Origin of the sequence: Dankookia sp. GCM10030260 (genome assembly GCF_042666655.1) — a bacterium.
Classification (GTDB): Bacteria; Pseudomonadota; Alphaproteobacteria; order Acetobacterales; family Acetobacteraceae; genus Paracraurococcus.
This window is the reverse complement of the sequence record NZ_JBHTDE010000003.1, coordinates 162,132-178,908: the sequence shown is the minus strand read 5'-3', so window position 1 is coordinate 178,908 and position 16,777 is coordinate 162,132. Positions and strand designations below refer to the sequence as shown.

Sequence of the window (16,777 nt, the reverse complement as noted above, 5' to 3'; positions counted from 1 at the left end):
GGGCAGGAGTCCGGCAAGGCACCACCCCGGCGGGTGATGCGGCAGGCGGCCTCGGGAGGAACGCAGCGGAAGGCCGGGTACCACCCCAATCCTTCGCAAATCTTAACTTGAACGATTGGGTTGCCCCGGCTGCACTCCCCTGTGTCAGGACCGCCGTCGCCTTCGCGTCGGCGACAAGAAGAACGAGGGGAAACGACCATGCGACGCATGATGACGGCGGCATTCCTGGCGGCGCTCTGCCTCGCCTCACCCGGCCAGGCGCAGACGGCGGCGGAGCTGCTGCGCGGCGCCGACGACACCAAGAACGTCCTGAACTACGGCATGGGCTACCACCTGCAGCGGTTCAGCCCGCTCAAGCAGATCGACAAGCAGTCGGTGAAGCGGCTGACCCCGGTGTGGAACTACAGCTACGACGACAACCGCGCCGAGGAATCCCAGCCGCTGGTCTACAACGGCGTGCTGTACGTGACGACGCACAACGCGACCATGGCGGTCGACGCCAAGACCGGCAAGCAGCTTTGGAAGACCAAGGTGGAATACCCGCCGGAGACGCCGCGCATCGTCTGCTGCGGCATCATCAACCGCGGCGGCGCGATCTACGAAGGCAAGCTGTTCCGCACCACGCTCGACGCCAACGTCATCGCGCTCGACATGAAGACCGGCAAGGAAATCTGGCGGTCGAACGCCATCGACTTCAAGCCGGGCTATTCCTTCACCGTCGCGCCGCTGGTCGCCGACGGCGTGGTCATCACCGGCATCTCGGGGGCGGAATACGGCATCCGCGGCTTCATCGACGGCTGGGACCCGGAGACCGGCAAGCATCTCTGGCGCACCTATACCGTCGCCGGGCCGGGCGACCCGGGCGCCCATACCTGGCCGGGCGACACCTGGCAGCATGGCGGCGGCTCGGCCTGGATCACCGGCTCCTACGACCCCGAGCTGAAGACCGTCTACTGGGGCACCGGCAATGCCGGGTCCTGGAACCCCAATACCCACAAGGGCGACAACCTCTACACCTGCTCGGTCCTGGCGCTGGATCCCAAGACCGGCAAGATCAAGTGGCATTTCCAGTTCTCGCCGAACGACCCCTACGACTACGACAGCGTGGCCGAGATGGTGCTGGCGGAGATCCCGGTGGGCGGCCGGCCGACCAAGGTGCTGATGAACGCCAACCGCAACGGCTTCTTCTACGTGCTCGACCGCACCAACGGGCAGCTGTTCGCGGCCAACAAGTACGGCAAGACGGTCACCTGGGCCGAAGGCGTGGACGAGAAGACCGGCCGGCCGATCGAGGCCGCGGTGACCAAGCATGTGCGGGACACCGAGCAGACCGTCGAGGTCTGGCCGGGGGCGATGGGCTCGAAGAATTGGAGCCCGATGTCCTTCAACCCGCAGACCGGCCTGGCCTATGCCAATACGCTCGACTGGGGCATGAAATACACCCCGACGCGGGAACAGTACCGTGCCGGCGCGACCTATTGGGGTGCCGACATCGAATGGGTCTGGCCGCAGGGACCGCGCGGCTACCTGAAGGCGATCGAGCCGATGACCGGCAAGACCCGCTGGGAGGCACCGAGCGACGTGCCGCGCTTCTCCGGCGTGCTGTCCACCGCGGGCGGGGTGGTCTTCGCCGGCGCCCTGACCGGGGAATTCGAGGCCTTCGACGCCGATACCGGCGCGAAGCTCTGGCAGTTCCAGACCGGCTCGGGGATCGAGGGCCAGCCGGTGACCTGGGAGCAGGACGGCACGCAGTATGTCGCCGTCTCGGTCGGCATCGGCGGGGTCTACTCGATCTTCTCGGGCGACGAGCGGCTGGCCGCCGTGCCGGCCGGCGGCTCGCTCTGGGTCTTCGCGGTCTCCAAGTAGCGGCCAAGGCGGGGTGGGCCACGCGGCCAGCCCCGCCGCAGCAGGATCGACGTATGCACGCTTCACGCTGGCTTCTCGCCCCGGCGCTGGCCCTGGCCCTGGGCGCGGCGCCAGGCCTGGTGGGGCTCGTCCCCGCCGCCCTGGCGCAATCCACCCCGCCGGTGGATACCGGGGCATCCGGCCCCGGCGCCATGCCGCCCGCCACCGCCGGCGGCGCCCCCCATGGCCATGAGGCGGCGGAGGGCCGCCGGCTCTATGCCCGGCTCTGCTCCGCCTGCCACGGGATCCGCATGGTCAACCCGGGCAATTCCTCCTTCGACCTGCGCAAATTCCCGGCCGACGACAAGGCGCGGTTCCTCGCCTCGGTGAAGCAGGGCAAGAACACCATGCCGGCCTGGGGCGACATGCTGCGGCCGGAGGAGATCGAGGTGCTCTGGGCCTATGTCCTGACCGGGGGCCGGTCGTGAGGCGGCGCGGCGCGGCGGCCGTGGCCGCCCCGTCGATCGCCCTGGCGCTGGCCCTCGGCGGGCCCGTGGCGGCGCAGCCGGCGCCGGCCACGCCGCTCACCGTCTGCCTCGATGCCGAGGTGCCGCCGCTCTCGGTCCGCCAGGGGCAGGACGGCGGCGGCTTCGATGTCGAGGTCGCGCGCCGCGTCGCCGCCCTGCTCGGCCGGCCGCTCGCGGTGCAGTGGTTCGAGACCAAGGCCGACCCGGACAGCTTTCCCGACCGGGAGGCGAATGCGCTGCTCTCGGACGGGCGCTGCCAGCTCGTCGGCGGCTATCCGCTCACCGCCCGGACGATCGGCAAGCCCCTGTCGGAGCGGTCGCGGCTGCCCGGCTTCGCCGGCGCCCGGCCGGAGGACCGGCGGCGCTGGGTCAATATCGGGACGCTGGTGCCGAGCGCGGCCTACCGGGCGGCGTCGCTCGGCGTGGTGCTCGGCCCGGCGCAGTCCGGGCTGCAGTTCCGCCACCTCGCGGAGCTGCAGGGCCTGCGGCTCGGCGTCGAGAAGCGGACGCTGCCGGACGCCATCCTGACCCGCTATCGGGGCGGCGTGCTGTTCGACCGGGTGACGCATGTCCTGGCCGGGACCGGGCTGTTCGAGCGGCTGGAGGCCGGCGACTACGACGCGGTGCTGGTGGAGACCCAGCGCTGGGACGCCTGGGCGGCGCGGCATCCGGAGAACCGGCTCAGGCTGGCCGAATACCGCCACCCGGTCGGCTTCAATTTCGGCTTCGTCGGCCTGGCCACCGAAGCGCCGCTGCTCGAGGCGGTGAACGGCGCGATCGTCAGGATGCGGGAGGCCGGCGAGCTGCCGGCGCTGGCGCGGCAGGCCGGCCTGACCTACGCCGCGCCGCTTCTGCCCGAGGTCACCCCGCCGATCGCCCCCGCCGCGCTGCGGGACGATTGACCAGGGGCCGGGGAGGCCGTGTCCTCCCCGGCCCCTGGCCTTACTTGAAGACCGGCGGGGCGTCGTCCTCCGGCAGGTCGGGCAGCGGCACCTCGATGCGCACCGTGCTCGGGTCCACGCCGGTGCCCTGGTCGATCCAGTAGGTCACGCTTTCCGGCCAGAAGATGACGATCGCCACCAGGATCAGCTGCAGCACCACCCAGGGGATGGCGCCCCAGTAGATGTCGCTGCTGCGCACTTCCTTCGGGGCGATGCCGCGCAGGTAGAACAGCGCGAAGCCGAAGGGCGGGTGCATGAAGCTGGTCTGCATGTTCACGCAGATCAGCACGCCGAACCAGACGAGGTCGATCCCCAGCTTGGCCGCGACCGGCGCCAGCAGCGGGATGATGATGAAGGCGATCTCGAAGAAGTCGAGGAAGAAGGCCAGCAGGAAGATGAAGACCTGGCTGAAGATCAGGAAGCCGGTCTGCCCGCCCGGCAGCTTCGACATCAGGTGCTCGATCCAGATCGAGCCGTCGACGCCCTGGAAGACCAGGGAGAACACCGTCGCGCCGATCAGGATGAAGATGACCATGGCGGTGATGCGCATGGTGTTCTGGGTCGCCTGCCAGAGCAGGTCCCAGGAGTAGCGGCCGTTGGCCATCGCAAGCCCGACCGCGCCGACCGCGCCCATCGCGCCGGCTTCCGTCGGCGTCGCCAGCCCCATGAAGATGGTGCCGAGCACGAGGAAGATGAGGACGATCGAGGGCACCATGCCCTTCGCCACCTTCCAGTAGAGCGGCCAGCCGCGCATCGTCAGCGCCTCGTCCGGCAGGGCCGGCACCTTGTGCGGGGCGAAGATGCTGACGCCGATGATGAAGGCGATGAACAGCAGGATCTGCAGGATGGAGGGCCCGATGGCGCCGGCATACATGTCGCCCACCGACTTGCCGAGCTGGTCGCCCAGCACGATCAGGACGAGCGAGGGCGGGATCACCTGGGTGATGGTGCCGGAGGCCGCGATCACGCCGGTGGCGATCCGCATGTCGTAGCCGTACTTCATCATGATCGGCAGGCTGATCATGCCCATGGCGATCACGCTGGCGGCCACCGTGCCGGTGATGGCGCCGAGGATGGCGCCGACGATGATCACCGCATAGGCCAGGCCGCCGGGGACCTTGCCGAAGAGCTGGCCGGTGCCTTCCAGCAGGTCCTCCGCCAGGCCGCAGCGCTCCAGGATGGCGCCCATCAGGGTGAAGAAGGGGATCGACAGCAGCAGGTCGTTCTGGACGATGCCGAAGACCCGCAGCGGCAGGTTGCCCAGATAGGCGGTGGTGAAGAAGCCCAGCTCGATCGAGATGAAGCCGAAGAACAGCCCGACCGCCGAGAGGCTGAAGGCCACCGGGAAGCCGAGCAGGAGAAAGAGCACGAGGCCGCCGAACATCAGCGGCGCCATGACGTCCATGTCGATGATCATTGGGCGGGGGCGTCCTGGCGTGCGGTGGCGGGCAAGGTCCGATCGGCGAAGGGCAAAGCCCGGAGCCGTGAAGCGGCCTGCCGAAGTGAGGTCCGGGGCCGCAAGGCCCGCGCAACGTCCCGCTTCATTGCTCGGGCCGGTGGTACTCGACCACCACCTCGGCATCCGGCTGCATGCCGCGCAGCAGGGCGATACGCTTGATGAGCTCGGAGAAGCCCTGCAGCGACAGCAGGAAGAAGCCGATCGGCAGCAGGATCTTCACCGGCCAGCGCAGCAGGCCACCGGCATTGGGCGAGCCCTCGTTGCGGACGAAGCTGTCGACGAAGAAGGGCCAGGTCATCCAGGCCAGCAGGATCACCGCCGGCAGCATGAAGCAGATGAAGCCGAAGACGTCGACCCAGAGCCGCGCCCGCTCCGAGATGTTGCTGTAGAGGATGTCCACCCGCACGTGCTCGTTGCGGAACAGCGTGTAGGACGCCCCCAGCATCACCGTGGCGCCGAAGAGGTACCACTGCACCTCCAGCCAGGCGTTGGAGGAATAGGAAAGGCCGTAGCGGATGAAGGCGTTGCCGGCGGAAATGCCGCAGGCAAGCAGGACCGCCCAATCGGCCAGCTTGCCGACCGCGGCGTTCAGCCTGTCCACGCCGCGACTGAAGGCGAGCAGGGGACCCATCTCGAAACCTATCCTCCCTGGTGGCCCGCCCGCCGCCGGGGCGGGGGCAGGACCGGTCAGCGTCTCAGCGGCGCTGTTGCTGTTCCTGAGCGTGCATGAAGTAAACGAAATTGTCGAATGTGCTTTCCGCCACCCGGAACCATTGGAACTGGCTGTCGCGGAACGCCTTCCAGGGTTCGTATACCTTCCTGAAATTCTCGTTCTTGGCGGCCGTCTCGTCATACAGTTCGAAGGCGGCCTTGTAGCAGGCCTGCATCACCTCGCGCGGGAAGGGGCGCAGCTGGGTGCCGGCCGCAACCAGCCGGCGCAGCGCCTGCGGGTTCTGCACGTCGTACTTCGCCATGGTCTCGATCGTGCTGTCGCGGCAGGCGGATTCCAGCGCGTCCTTGTACTGCTGCGGCAGTTCGTCCCACTTCGACTTGCCGACGTAGAAGGACAGGTTCAGCGCGCCCTCCCACCAGCCGGGGTAGTAGTAGAAGGGGGCGACGCGCTGGAAGCCGAGCTTCTCGTCGTCGTAGGGGCCGACCCATTCGGCGGCGTCGATCGTGCCCTTCTCCAGCGACGGGTAGATGTCGCCGCCGGCGATCTGCTGCGGCACCACGCCCAGCTTCTGCAGCACGTTGCCGGCGAAGCCGCCGATCCGCATCTTCAGGCCGTTCAGGTCCTGGACGGTCTTGATTTCGCGGCGGAACCAGCCGCCCATCTGCGCCCCCGTGTTGCCGGCGGGCAGCGAGACGATGTTGTAGCCGGCGAAGAAATCCTTCAGCAGCTCGCGCCCGCCGCCGGCATTCAGCCAGGCGCTGGTCTGGCGCATGTTCATCCCGAAGGGGACGGCGCCGTCGAAGGCGAAGGTCGGGTCCTTGCCGACGAAGTAGTAGCTGGCGGTATGGGCGCATTCGACCGTGCCGCCCTGCACCGCATCCGCCACCGCCAGGCCGGGGACCAGCTCGCCGGCCGCGAAGACGCGGATCTGGAACTTGCCGTCGGTCAGCGCCGCCACGCGCTTGGCCACATGCTCCCCGGCGCCATAGATGGTGTCGAGCGACTTGGGGAAGGACGATGCGCAGCGCCAGCGGATCTCCGGCAGCGCCGCTTGCGCGAGGGCGGGCGTAGCCAGTGCGACGGACCCGGCGAGGGCCCCGCCGGCGATGAAGCCACGACGGTCCATGGGTGGTGATGCTCCCTGGCGCCCCCCGAAGCGGGAGCCGCTGGCGCGTTCCTAAACTCCCGAAGCCGTGTTGTTAAGTGTGCCTTTCATCTCGGTACGCCGCCGGAGCCTCTCGCGCGCCGGGGAGGAGACGGTTACACTCGATCGCGTGAAAACCCGCCTCCTGACGCCGTGCTGACGGCGCTCGCCCTCTGCCTCGGGGTCCTGGTCCTGCTCGGCGCCGTCGCGGTGCCGCTGGGGCGGCACCGCCAGGCGGGGCGGGTCGTCCATGGCGGATGCCTGATCGTGGCGGTCGGATTCGTGGCGATCGCGCTGGCCGCGCTGGTCCTCGGCGCCCCGCCGGAGGGGCTCACCCTGCCCTTCGGGCCGCCCTGGGCGGCGATACGGCTCGGGCTCGACGGGCTTTCGGCCTGGTTCCTGCTGCTGCTGGGCGTCACCGGCGCCTGCGCCTCGCTGTCCGCCCTCGGCCACCCGGCTGGCCCGCCACGCACCCTGCCGCCCTTCCCGCTCTTCCTCGCCGGCATGGCGCTGACGCTCGCCGCCACCGACGCCTTCGTCCTGCTGCTGGGCTTCGAGCTGATGTCGCTGGCCTCCTGGGCGCTGGTCGCGGCGGACCACGAGAAGGCCGAGAACCGCGCCGCCGCGCGGCTCTATCTGATGTTCGCGGTGCTGGCGGGCGGCTGCCTGGTGCCGGCCTTCGGCCTGCTGGCCGGCAATGCCGGCGCCATCGGCTTCGAGGCCATGCGCGCAGCGCCGCCCGAGGGCTGGCTGGCGGCCGCGGTCCTGGCGCTGGCCCTGGCCGGGGCCGGGGCCAAGGCCGGCCTGGTGCCCTTCCATGCCTGGCTGCCCTTGGCGCATCCGGCCGCGCCCAGCCATGTCTCGGCGCTGATGTCGGGGGCGATGACCAAGGTCGCCATCTATGTATTGGCGCGGCTGCTGCTCGACCTCTGCGGCCCGGCGCAGCCGTCCTGGTGGGGCATCCCGCTGCTGGTGCTCGGCGCCGGCTCGGCCCTGCTGGGCGCGCTGCGGGCCAACCTCGAGGACGATGCCAAGACCCTGCTGGCCTGCTCCACCATCGAGAATATCGGCTTCATCGTGCTCGGCCTCGGCCTGGCGCTCGCCTTCCGCGGCGCCGATCTGGGGCCGCTCGCGGCGCTGGCCGCGGGGGCCGCGCTGCTGCACGCGCTGAACCACGGCGTCTTCAAGACCCTGCTGTTCCTGGTCGCCGGCGCGGTGCTGCACAGCGCCGGCAGCCGACGGCTCGACCGGCTGGGCGGGCTGATCCACGCCATGCCGGTCACTGCCGCTTGCGCCTTGGTGGGGGCCGCGGCGGCGGCCTCGCTGCCGCCGCTCTCGGGCTTCGCCTCGGAATGGCTGCTGCTGCAATCCCTGCTGGCCGGCTGGAAGGTCGGCGATATCGGCTTCCAGGTGCTGGCCGCGGCCGCCGCCGCCTTGGCCGCCATGGCCGCGGCGCTGGCGGCGGCGGCGATGCTGCGGCTCTACGGCCTGGTCTTCCTCGGCCGGCCGCGCAGCCCGCGCGGCGCCGGGGCGCATGAGGTCTCGGCCATCGAGCGCGCCAGCCTGCTGCTGCCGGCCGCGCTGACCCTGCTGTTCGGGCTGTTTCCCGGCATGCTGCTGGGCCTCGCGGCGCCGGCCCTGCTGGTGCTGACCGGCGGCGCGGCGGAAGCCCCGGCGCGCGGCGCCTGGCTGACCGCCGGCGAGGCCGCCGGCAGCTATGCGCCGCTGGCCGTCGCCCTGCTGCTGGCGCTCGCCCTGATCGGCGTGGCGCTGCTGGTGCGCCGCCGGTCGCCCAACGCGACGCAGCGCGGCCCGGTGTGGAATTGCGGCTTCATCGACCCGCCCGCGCACCTGCCCTTCGGCGACCCGCTGTCGCAGCCGGGGGCCGGCGGCATCGCCCAGCCGCTGCGCCGCATGCTGGGGGACCACCTGCTGCGCGCCCATGAGAGCGTCGACATGCCGCGCCCCGGGGAGACCCGCGCCGGCCACTATGCCGCGGGCTTCGAGGACCCCTCCGGCCCGCTGCTGCTGGCGCCGGTCGCGGGCTTGCGCGACCGCGTCGCGGCCCGGGCGGAGCGGCTGCGCGACCTGACCATCCGGCAATGCCTCTCGCTCAGCTTCGCCGCCCTAGTCGGGCTGCTGGCCCTGCTGGCCTGGCTGGAGACGCATTGAGGTGGAGAGTTTCGGCGCGATCCTGACCCAGCTGCTGCATGTCGCGCTGATGCTGGCCGCCGCCCCGCTGGTGGTCGGCGTGGTCCGCTGGCTGAAGGCGCGGATGATGGGCCGGCGCGGCGCCTCCCCGCTGCAGCCGCTGCGGGATATCGACAAGCTGCTGCGCAAGACGCCGGTGCTGGCGGAGAATGCCTCGATCGTCTCCGAGGCCGCGCCCTATGCCGGCTTCGCCGCCTCCCTGGTCGCCATCGCCCTGGTGCCGAGCTTCGCGCGGGGGATGGCCTTCGCGCCGCTGTCGGACCTGATCCTGCTGGCCGGGCTGCTGGCCTTCGGCCGCATGGCGCTCGCCTTGGCCGGGATGGATGTGGGGACCGCCTTCGGCGGCCTGGGCGCGGCGCGGGAGATGAGTTTCTCGGTCTTCGCCGAGCCGGCGCTGCTGCTGTGCGTGCTGACCTTCGCCATCCTGGCGGGGACCACCAACCTCGACCTGATCGCCGCGACCTTCCGCGACGGCGCGCTGGGCCTGCGCGTCTCGCTCGGCCTCGCGGCGATGGCGATGCTGGCGGTCGCCGTCGCCGAGAACGCCCGCATCCCGGTGGACAACCCGGCGACCCACCTGGAACTGACCATGGTGCACGAGGCGATGCTGCTGGAAAGCAGCGGCCGGCACCTGGCGCTGTGGGAATACCAGTCGGCGCTGAAGCTCACCTTGTGGCTGTCGCTGATCGTCGCCGTCTTCCTGCCCTTCGGCGCGGCGCCGGAGGCCAGCGGGCCGCTCGCCTGGGCCGGCGGGCTGGTGGCGTGGCTGGCCAAGATGGGCGTCATGTGCCTGGCGCTGGCCGGGTTCGAGAGCGCGATCGCCAAGATGCGGGTCTTCCGGGTGCCGGAATTCCTCGGCGCCGCGCTGCTGCTGGCGCTGCTGGCGGCGGCGCTGTTGTTCGTCAGCACGGGATTGGCCTGATGATACGCGGTCCAGGCACGATCGGGACGTTGTGCAGACAGCCGGCACCGCGGGCTGGGCGCGCTTCCGCGCGCCGCGCCCGATGGCGCGAAAGCCGAGGCCGCGGATGCGGCCGCGTCACGCCGACCGCGTGCCTCCGGCCCGACGCGTTCGAGGGCGGCAAGAGATGACCTTCGGCCAGCTGCCCTACGACGTCGCGCACCTCCTCGGCGGCGGGATGCTGCTGCTGTCCTTCATGCTGCTGTACCAGCGTCGGGTCGGCGCGGTGATCAACGCGCTGGCCCTGCAGGGGGCGATCCTTGCGCTGGCCGCGGCCTGGCAGGGCGTGGTGCAGGACGCGCCGCAGCTCTACCTCACCGCGCTGGTCGCCTTCGGCGCCAAGGCGGTGCTCATCCCCCTCGCGCTGCGCACCCTGCTGCGCCGCCTCTCGCTGGACCGCACGGTGGAGACCGCCTTCGGCGTCGGGCCGAGCATGATCGCCGGCGTGGCGCTGGTGGCGCTGGCCATCCTGGTGGTGCTGCCGATCACCGCCGGGGCACGCGCCATTGCGCGGGAGGACCTGGCGCTGGCGCTGTCCGTGGTGCTGCTGGGGATGCTGATGATGATCACCCGGCGCAACGCCATCCTGCAGGTGGCCGGGCTGATGTCGATGGAGAACGGGCTGATCCTGGCCGCCGTCGGCGTCGCCGGCATGCCGCTGGTGGTGGAGCTGTCCACCGCCGCGCTGGTGATGATGCTGCTGGTGGTCGGCGGCGTCTTCGTCTTCCAGATCCGGGAACGCTTCGACACGGTCGACATCAACTTCCTCGAACGCCACCGCGGGGAAAGCTCCTGATGCCAAGCTTTTTCCCCTTGGCCTGGGCCCTGGTCTTCCTGCCCTGGGTGGGGGCGCTGCTGCTGGTGGCGATGCCGCGCGAGAGGCCCGCGGCGATCGCCAACATCGCCGTCTCGGCCGCCGGCTTCATCCTGTCCCTGTTCCTGCTCGGCCATCCGGGCGGCAGCCAGGGCTGGACCCATGTCGATGCGCTGAACGTCCCGCTGGTGGTGCTGTCCTTCCTGATCGGCCTGACCACCGCGGTGTTCTCGCTCGGCGCCGTCGCCGCGGAACGCTTCGATGCGCTGCGGCTGCGCGCCTACCATGTGGCGTTCCAGGTCTTCATGGGCGCCCAGGCCCTGGCGCTGCTGGCCGACAACATGGGCGTCATGTGGGTGGCGATCGAGATCGCGACGCTGGCCAGCGTGCTGATCGTCGCCGTGCACGGCACGCCGCCGGCCATCGAGGCCGCCTGGAAGCTGTTCATCCTCTGCGGCGTCGGCATCGCGCTCGCCCTGTTCGGCACCATCATCCTCTATCTGGCGGCGCAGCCCTTCGTCGGGCATGGCGACAGCGGCCTGTCCTGGACCGTGCTGCACGGCCTCGCCGAGCGCTGCGACCCGGGCGTGCTCAACCTCGCCTTCGTCTTCCTGCTGGTGGGCTACGGGACCAAGGCCGGGCTCGTGCCGCTGCATTCCTGGCTGCCGGATGCCGAAGCGGAAGGCCCCATCGCCATCTCGGCGGTGCTGTCGGGCCTGCTGCTGAACGCGGCGCTGCATGCGGTGCTGCGCGCCAAGGCAATCGTCGGGGCGCATCCGGGCACCATCGCGCCGGGGCCCTTCCTGGTCGCCTTCGGCCTCGCCTCCCTGCTGCTGGCGGCCTTCGCGCTGTGGCGGCGGCGCGACGCGCGGCGCTTCTTCGCCTGGTCCAGCATCGAGCACATGGGCCTCGCCGCGCTCGCCTTCGGCCTCGGCGGGGCGACCGCCAACCTGGCCGGGCTGCTGCACATGCTGGGCCATTCGCTGTGCAAGTCGGCGGTCTTCTTCGGCGTCGGCCATGCGGCGCAGCTCAAGGGCTCGCAGAAGACCGCCGACATCGGCGGCCTCGTCGTCTCCCATCCCGAGCTCGGCTGGGCGCTGGCGATCGGCATCGCGGCCGTCGCCGGCCTGCCGCCCTTCGCGCTGTTCGCCAGCGAATTCCTGCTGCTGACCGAAGCCGCGGCGACCCGCTGGTGGCTGATCGCGCCGCTCGGGATCGGCCTGCTGGTCGCGGCGGCGGCCAAGATCCACACGTTGCAGGCGCTCTGCCTCGGCGATCCCACGCCGGATGCGGCGGAGGCACCGCCGGCCTGGACGGAACGTACCACGCTCGGCCCGATCTGGGTGCATCTGGGGCTGGCCCTGATGCTGGGCGCGGCGCTGCCGGCCCCGCTTGCCGCCCTGCTGGCCGCCGCGGCGAGGATCCCGGGATGAGCCTGCTCGATATCCTCCGCCGCGGATCGCCGCAGGACTGCCGCCCGGTGCCGCGCATCCTGCTGACCCGGCCGCAATGGGGCGCCATGGCCGAGGACCTGGCGGCCGAGGAGACGACCGAGCTCCTCTCGCTCTGGGCCGATCCCGGCATGGTCCACGCCGCCTTCCGGGCAGAGGAGGCGCTGCACCTCGTCTCCTGTCCCGCGCCGGATGGCCGCTACCCCGCGCTGTCGCCGGCGCGGCCCGGCGCGGTGCGGCTCGAGCGCATGATCCGCGACCTCTGGGGCCATGTGGCGGAGGGCGCGGTCGACCTCCGCCCCTGGCTGGACCATGGCCGCTGGCCCAATGCCGCGCCGCTGTCGGCGAAGCCGGGGCCCGCGCCCTACCCGGTGCCGCAGCCGGAATTCCTGCCCGTGGAGGGCGAGGGCGTGCACCAGATCCCGGTCGGCCCGGTGCATGCCGGCATCATCGAGCCCGGGCATTTCCGCTTCCACGTCCAGGGCGAGACGGTGGCGCGGCTGGAGGAACGCCTGGGCTACCTGCACAAGGGGCATATCGGGCTGATGCTCGGCAAGCCGGTGCGGGTCGCCGCCAAATTCGCAGCAAGACTGTCGGGTGACAGCACCGTCGCGCATGCCTGGGCCTTCGCCATGGCGGTGGAGCAGGCGGTGGAGGTGGTGCCCTCCCCCCGCGCGCTCGCCCTGCGCGGGGTGATGGGCGAGCTGGAGCGGATCCACAACCACCTGAACGACTGGGGCTTCGTCTGCAACGACGCCGCCTTCGCCTATCCCCATGCCCGCTGCGGCGCGCTGCGCGAAGCGGTGCTGCGCGCCGCCGCCGCCGCCTTCGGCCACCGGCTGATGATGGACCGCGTCGTCCCCGGCGGCGTGACCGACGACCTCACCGCCGACGGGTCTGCTGCGATCCTGGCGGCGCTGGCGGTGGTGGAGGATGCCATCCCCGCCCTGGTCGCGGTCTACGACGGGCATGCCAGCCTGCAGGACCGCGTGGTCGGCACCGGATACGTCGCGCCGGCGCTGGTTGCCCGCTTCGCCGCCGGCGGCCATGTCGGCCGCGCCTCCGGCCGCGGCTTCGATGCGCGCGCCGCGACCGGCTACACCCCCTACGATGCGCTGCCGCCCGAAGTGCCGGTGCTGGCGCAGGGCGACGTCGATGCCCGCGTCCGCATCCGCATCGCCGAACTCGTCGACTCGATCCGCCTGGTCCGCGCCCTGCTGGCCGGACTGCCCGAGGGCGAGTTGCAGCGCGCCCTGCCGCAGCGCGGCGGCGAGGGCATCGGGATGGTCGAGGGCTTCCGCGGCGATTGCCTGCACTGGGTCGCGCTCGACGACGGCGGGCTGGTGCGGGCCGCCTTCCCGCGCGACCCGTCCTGGCTGCAATGGCCGCTGCTGGAGGCCGCGATCGAGGGCAACATCGTCGCCGACTTCCCGCTCTGCAACAAGAGCTTCAACTGTTCCTACAGCGGGGTGGACCTGTGATGCAGCCGCTGCGAAATTTGTTGTGGCCGAAGCTGGCGCGCGGGTTGTTCGGCAAGCCGGTCACCGACCCGGCCCCCATGGTCTCCGATGACATGGTGCAGGCGCTGCGCGAGCGGCTGGAGGAGACGGCGCAGGCCAGGCTCGGCCGCAGCCTCTCGATCCGCCAGGTGGATTGCGGGTCCTGCAACGGCTGCGAGCTGGAGATCAACGCGCTGCAGAACGTGGTCTACGACCTCGAGCGCTTCGGCCTGCGCTTCGTCGCCTCCCCCCGCCATGCCGACGTGCTGCTGGTGACCGGGCCGCTGACCCGCAACATGCGCGAAGCCCTGCTGCGGACGCGGGAATGCACGCCGGAGCCCTGCTTCATCGTCGCCGCCGGCGACTGCGCGGTGGATGGCGGCGTCTTCAAGGGCAGCTACGCGACGCTCGGCGGGATCGGCGAGGCGGTGCCGGTGGACCTGGTGATCCCCGGCTGCCCGCCGACGCCGACGCAATTGCTGGAAGGGTTGCTGGCGCTGCTGGAGGCGCAGGCGGCGCCGGGATAGGAAAAAGAGGCGGGCCGGCCGGACGCATCCAGCCGGCCCGTCGGCGGCCCGAGGGGCCACCAGTCTGGCAGTGGCTTGCCGGGAAATAGCCACTACCGAACGCCGTCCGTCCGAACCCCACGGGGGCATCAGGACGACGGGTGCATCCTCCCGCACCGTGTCTCAACAGGACATTGGAGAGCGCTTACATTGGCGCAATCCGGTACGCATGCTGCATTGTTCGGGTCCGATGCCGCCGGTAGCATCCGCCGCAAGGGACTTGGAGGAAACAGGACATGGATGGCAGCGCGCAACCGCTGACGGTGCGGCGGCTTTCCGGCGCGGTGGGGGCGGAGATCGGCGGCATCCGGCTGTCGCCCGACCTGCCCGATGCCACCATCGCGCAGCTCCGCGGCATCTGGCTGGAGCATGGCGTGGTGTTCTTCCGCGACCAGCAGCACCTCGACCCGCCCGCGCTGGCCGCCTTCGCCCGCCGCTTCGGCGCGGTGGTGGAGTACCCCTTCATCAAGGGCCTGGCCGAGGCGCCGGAGGTCATCCCGGTGGTGAAGCTGGAAAGCGAGACGGTGAATTTCGGCGGCCTCTGGCACAGCGACACCGCCTATCTCGACCAGCCGCCGATGGCGACCATGCTGATCGCGCGGGAGGTGCCTCCCTTCGGCGGCGATACGCTCTTCGCCAGCGGCACCGCCGCCTACGAGACGCTGTCGCCGGGGATGCGGCGGCTGCTCGACCCGCTGCGGGCGGTGAACAGCAGCGCCAAGGCGGATGTCACCAAGACGCGGGAGGACCGGCTGAAGGACACCGCCCGCACCGATGCGAAGCAGGTCTACGAGGTCGAGCACCCGGTGGTGCGCACCCATCCGGAAACCGGGCGCCGTGCCCTCTATGTGAACGGCGGCCATACGCTGCGCTTCGGGGGCATGACGGTGGCGGAAAGCACGCCGCTGCTGGATTACCTCTACGCGCATCAGACGCGGCCGGAATTCACCTGCCGCTTTTCCTGGACGCCGGGCGCGCTGGCCTTCTGGGACAATCGCTGCGTGTTGCACAACCCGGTCAACGACTACCACGGATACCGGAGGGTGATGCACCGGGTGACCCTGGCGGGCGATACGCCCGCCTGAGGTTCAGTGGGCGGCGAGCGCCGCCTCCACCGCCTGCGCCGTCGTGAACAGCGCCGCATCCGCCATCGCCTCGCCGGTCAGCATCAGCCCCACCGGGGCCTCGCCCGGCCGGTGGATCGGCAGGGAGATGCTGCAGCGGTCGAGGAAATTCCCCACCGCCGTGTTGCGCAGCAGCAGCAGGTTGATGCGGTTGTAGTCGGCCTCGGCCGCCACCTCGGCGAGCGCCGGCGGGACGATCGGGCAGGTCGGCGTGACCATCGCATCGAAGGCCGAGCTACGCTTCGCCACCGCCGCGATGAGCCGGGCGCGGGCCGCGACCAGGTCGATGTAGTCGGCCGCCGACATGCGCTCCCCGCGGCGGATGCGGGCGAGGATGCGCGGGTCGTAGCCGGCGCCCTTCCCGGCCACCAGGCCGCGGTGCCAGGCCCAGGCCTCGCTGGCGGCGAAGCCGCCCGTCGCGTTCACCAGCGGCAGCTCGGACAGCTCGGGGATGTCGAACAGCTCGATCCGTGCCCCGGCGGCGGACAGCCGCGACAGCGCGCGCTGGAAGGCGGCGGCGACGGCGGGGTCCTGGTCCTCGGTCAGGAAGGTGCCGCGCGGCAGGCCGAGCCTGAGGCCGGCGACGCCCCGGTGCGGCAGCGGCCGCGGCTGCTCCTCGCCGCTGATCACCGCATCCAGCAGGGCGCAGCAGGCGACGCTGCGGGCCAGCGGCCCGACCGAATCCAGCGAGGGCGACAGCGGCAGCACCCCGGCGATGGGCACGCGGCGGGCCGTCGGCTTGTAGCCGACCACGCCGCAGAGCGCCGCCGGGACCCGGCAGGACCCGCCGGTATCCGTCCCCAGGCCCCCGAAGCCCATGTGGTCGGCCGCCGCCACCGCGGCGCCGGAGGAGGAGCCGCCCGGCAGCCGGCCGGTCTTCCTGTCCCAGGGGCTCAGCGGCGTGCCGTAATGCGGGTTCACGCCGAGGCCGCTGAAGGCGAATTCCACCATGTTGGTGCGGCCGATGACGACGAAGCCCTGCCGCCTCAGCCGGGCCACCACCGGCGCATCCTCGGCCGCCGCCGGCGCATCGCGCAGCACGGCGGACCCGGCCGGGGTCGGGTGGCCGTGCTCGTCGAACAGGTCCTTCACCGTGATTGGGATGCCGGCCCAGGGGCTCGGCGTCCGGCCGACATGGCGAAGGGCGTCCATCGCCCGGGCCTGGGCGCGGGCGGCGTCGGCGTGGACGGCGGTGAAGGCGCGGCGGCCCTCGCCCGCGGGGTCGGCGATGCGGTCGAGCGCGGCATCGACCAGGCTGGCGGCGGAGATGCGGCCTGCGGCCAGGGCGGCGGCGGCGTCGGCGATGTGCTGCATGGGGCGATGCTGGCCGGGACCGCGCCGCCGGGCAAGGGACCGGGGCTAGTCCTCGCCCTTATTGTCGTTGGCGGGGGGCAAACGCGCGATATGCTCGACCGCCGGTTCGTACATCACCGCGCCGAACATCCAGCCTTCCCAGAGCACGAAACCCTCATCCGCCGCGGGCGGGTCGCCCGCACCATTCTCGCTCATGGCCGACTCCGGTGCTGCCTGCGACCTAAGGCGGGGGCGGTGCGCGGGGTTCC

Annotated in this window: 15 protein-coding genes; 10 read left to right on the top strand and 5 right to left on the bottom strand. The window is 71.3% G+C overall.

The annotated features are described in order from the left end of the window. The first annotated feature begins 198 nt into the window (after positions 1-198). The 3 genes from ACFQS7_RS12405 to ACFQS7_RS12395 are packed head-to-tail and all read left to right on the top strand — an operon-like array spanning position 199 to position 3,274. A complete protein-coding gene (locus tag ACFQS7_RS12405) occupies positions 199-1,866 on the top strand; it encodes a PQQ-dependent dehydrogenase, methanol/ethanol family (RefSeq protein WP_380067386.1) in 1,668 nt (555 codons plus the stop codon). 53 nt (positions 1,867-1,919) lie between these two features. Beyond that, complete coding sequence (locus tag ACFQS7_RS12400; RefSeq protein ID WP_380067385.1) at positions 1,920-2,333, top strand: c-type cytochrome; 414 nt, start codon at positions 1,920-1,922, stop codon at positions 2,331-2,333. A 20-nt stretch (positions 2,334-2,353) separates the two neighbouring features. Beyond that, on the top strand, positions 2,354-3,274 hold the full coding sequence (locus ACFQS7_RS12395) for a substrate-binding periplasmic protein (protein WP_380067384.1): 921 nt from the start codon (positions 2,354-2,356) through the stop codon (positions 3,272-3,274). A 40-nt stretch (positions 3,275-3,314) separates the two neighbouring features. Here ACFQS7_RS12395 and ACFQS7_RS12390 read toward each other — a convergent pair whose 3' ends face one another. From ACFQS7_RS12390 to ACFQS7_RS12380, 3 genes are all read right to left on the bottom strand, one after another. After that, complete coding sequence (locus tag ACFQS7_RS12390) at positions 3,315-4,730, bottom strand: TRAP transporter large permease subunit (RefSeq protein ID WP_380067383.1); 1,416 nt, start codon at positions 4,728-4,730, stop codon at positions 3,315-3,317. Between the two features lie 124 nt (positions 4,731-4,854). Next, complete coding sequence (locus ACFQS7_RS12385; RefSeq protein ID WP_380067382.1) at positions 4,855-5,403, bottom strand: TRAP transporter small permease subunit; 549 nt, start codon at positions 5,401-5,403, stop codon at positions 4,855-4,857. 64 nt (positions 5,404-5,467) lie between these two features. Then, positions 5,468-6,571 carry a TRAP transporter substrate-binding protein gene (locus ACFQS7_RS12380; RefSeq protein WP_380067381.1) on the bottom strand — a complete coding sequence of 368 codons (1,104 nt, stop codon included), beginning with the start codon at positions 6,569-6,571 and terminating at the stop codon, positions 5,468-5,470. Between the two features lie 171 nt (positions 6,572-6,742). On the opposite strand from ACFQS7_RS12380, the gene ACFQS7_RS12375 reads away from it, so the two are divergent. The 7 genes from ACFQS7_RS12375 to ACFQS7_RS12345 all read left to right on the top strand — a co-directional run bounded on the left by ACFQS7_RS12375 (position 6,743) and on the right by ACFQS7_RS12345 (position 15,176). Further along, entirely contained in the window at positions 6,743-8,761 is a 2,019-nt protein-coding gene (locus ACFQS7_RS12375; protein WP_380067380.1) for a proton-conducting transporter membrane subunit, read from the top strand. 1 nt (position 8,762) lies between these two features. After that, on the top strand, positions 8,763-9,722 hold the full coding sequence (locus tag ACFQS7_RS12370) for a respiratory chain complex I subunit 1 family protein (RefSeq protein WP_380067379.1): 960 nt from the start codon (positions 8,763-8,765) through the stop codon (positions 9,720-9,722). Between the two features lie 166 nt (positions 9,723-9,888). Then, positions 9,889-10,557 carry a hydrogenase-4 component E gene (locus tag ACFQS7_RS12365; RefSeq protein WP_380067378.1) on the top strand — a complete coding sequence of 223 codons (669 nt, stop codon included), beginning with the start codon at positions 9,889-9,891 and terminating at the stop codon, positions 10,555-10,557. Next, positions 10,557-12,008, top strand: a complete 1,452-nt coding sequence (locus tag ACFQS7_RS12360; RefSeq protein WP_380067377.1) for a hydrogenase 4 subunit F — start codon at positions 10,557-10,559, stop codon at positions 12,006-12,008. The genes ACFQS7_RS12365 and ACFQS7_RS12360 overlap by 1 nt, the downstream gene beginning before the upstream one ends. Beyond that, positions 12,005-13,507, top strand: coding sequence for a hydrogenase expression protein HypE (locus ACFQS7_RS12355; protein ID WP_380067376.1), 1,503 nt, complete (start codon positions 12,005-12,007; stop codon positions 13,505-13,507). The genes ACFQS7_RS12360 and ACFQS7_RS12355 overlap by 4 nt, the downstream gene beginning before the upstream one ends. Further along, entirely contained in the window at positions 13,507-14,052 is a 546-nt protein-coding gene (locus ACFQS7_RS12350; protein ID WP_380067375.1) for an NADH-quinone oxidoreductase subunit B family protein, read from the top strand. The genes ACFQS7_RS12355 and ACFQS7_RS12350 overlap by 1 nt, the downstream gene beginning before the upstream one ends. Before the next feature lie 275 nt (positions 14,053-14,327). After that, positions 14,328-15,176 carry a TauD/TfdA dioxygenase family protein gene (locus ACFQS7_RS12345; RefSeq protein ID WP_380067374.1) on the top strand — a complete coding sequence of 283 codons (849 nt, stop codon included), beginning with the start codon at positions 14,328-14,330 and terminating at the stop codon, positions 15,174-15,176. 3 nt (positions 15,177-15,179) lie between these two features. Here the strand turns inward: ACFQS7_RS12345 and ACFQS7_RS12340 are convergent, their stop codons facing one another. Next, positions 15,180-16,529 (bottom strand): amidase, encoded by a 1,350-nt coding sequence (locus tag ACFQS7_RS12340; protein WP_380067373.1) that lies wholly within the window; start codon positions 16,527-16,529, stop codon positions 15,180-15,182. A gap of 45 nt (positions 16,530-16,574) precedes the next feature. Then, on the bottom strand, positions 16,575-16,724 hold the full coding sequence (locus tag ACFQS7_RS12335) for a hypothetical protein (RefSeq protein WP_380067372.1): 150 nt from the start codon (positions 16,722-16,724) through the stop codon (positions 16,575-16,577). Between the last annotated feature and the right edge of the window lie 53 nt (positions 16,725-16,777).

What these genes read in the sequence shown, in the direction of transcription:
- ACFQS7_RS12400 (WP_380067385.1), top strand. Translation starts at nt 1,920, where the DNA reads ATGCACGCTTCACGCTGGCTTCTCGCCCCGGCGCTGGCCCTGGCCCTG.
- ACFQS7_RS12355 (WP_380067376.1), top strand. Translation starts at nt 12,005, where the DNA reads ATGAGCCTGCTCGATATCCTCCGCCGCGGATCGCCGCAGGACTGCCGC.
- ACFQS7_RS12380 (WP_380067381.1), bottom strand. Translation starts at nt 6,571, where the DNA reads ATGGACCGTCGTGGCTTCATCGCCGGCGGGGCCCTCGCCGGGTCCGTC.
- ACFQS7_RS12350 (WP_380067375.1), top strand. Translation starts at nt 13,507, where the DNA reads ATGCAGCCGCTGCGAAATTTGTTGTGGCCGAAGCTGGCGCGCGGGTTG.
- ACFQS7_RS12335 (WP_380067372.1), bottom strand. Translation starts at nt 16,724, where the DNA reads ATGAGCGAGAATGGTGCGGGCGACCCGCCCGCGGCGGATGAGGGTTTC.
- ACFQS7_RS12345 (WP_380067374.1), top strand. Translation starts at nt 14,328, where the DNA reads ATGGATGGCAGCGCGCAACCGCTGACGGTGCGGCGGCTTTCCGGCGCG.
- ACFQS7_RS12360 (WP_380067377.1), top strand. Translation starts at nt 10,557, where the DNA reads ATGCCAAGCTTTTTCCCCTTGGCCTGGGCCCTGGTCTTCCTGCCCTGG.
- ACFQS7_RS12405 (WP_380067386.1), top strand. Translation starts at nt 199, where the DNA reads ATGCGACGCATGATGACGGCGGCATTCCTGGCGGCGCTCTGCCTCGCC.
- ACFQS7_RS12340 (WP_380067373.1), bottom strand. Translation starts at nt 16,529, where the DNA reads ATGCAGCACATCGCCGACGCCGCCGCCGCCCTGGCCGCAGGCCGCATC.
- ACFQS7_RS12390 (WP_380067383.1), bottom strand. Translation starts at nt 4,730, where the DNA reads ATGATCATCGACATGGACGTCATGGCGCCGCTGATGTTCGGCGGCCTC.
- ACFQS7_RS12365 (WP_380067378.1), top strand. Translation starts at nt 9,889, where the DNA reads ATGACCTTCGGCCAGCTGCCCTACGACGTCGCGCACCTCCTCGGCGGC.
- ACFQS7_RS12385 (WP_380067382.1), bottom strand. Translation starts at nt 5,403, where the DNA reads ATGGGTCCCCTGCTCGCCTTCAGTCGCGGCGTGGACAGGCTGAACGCC.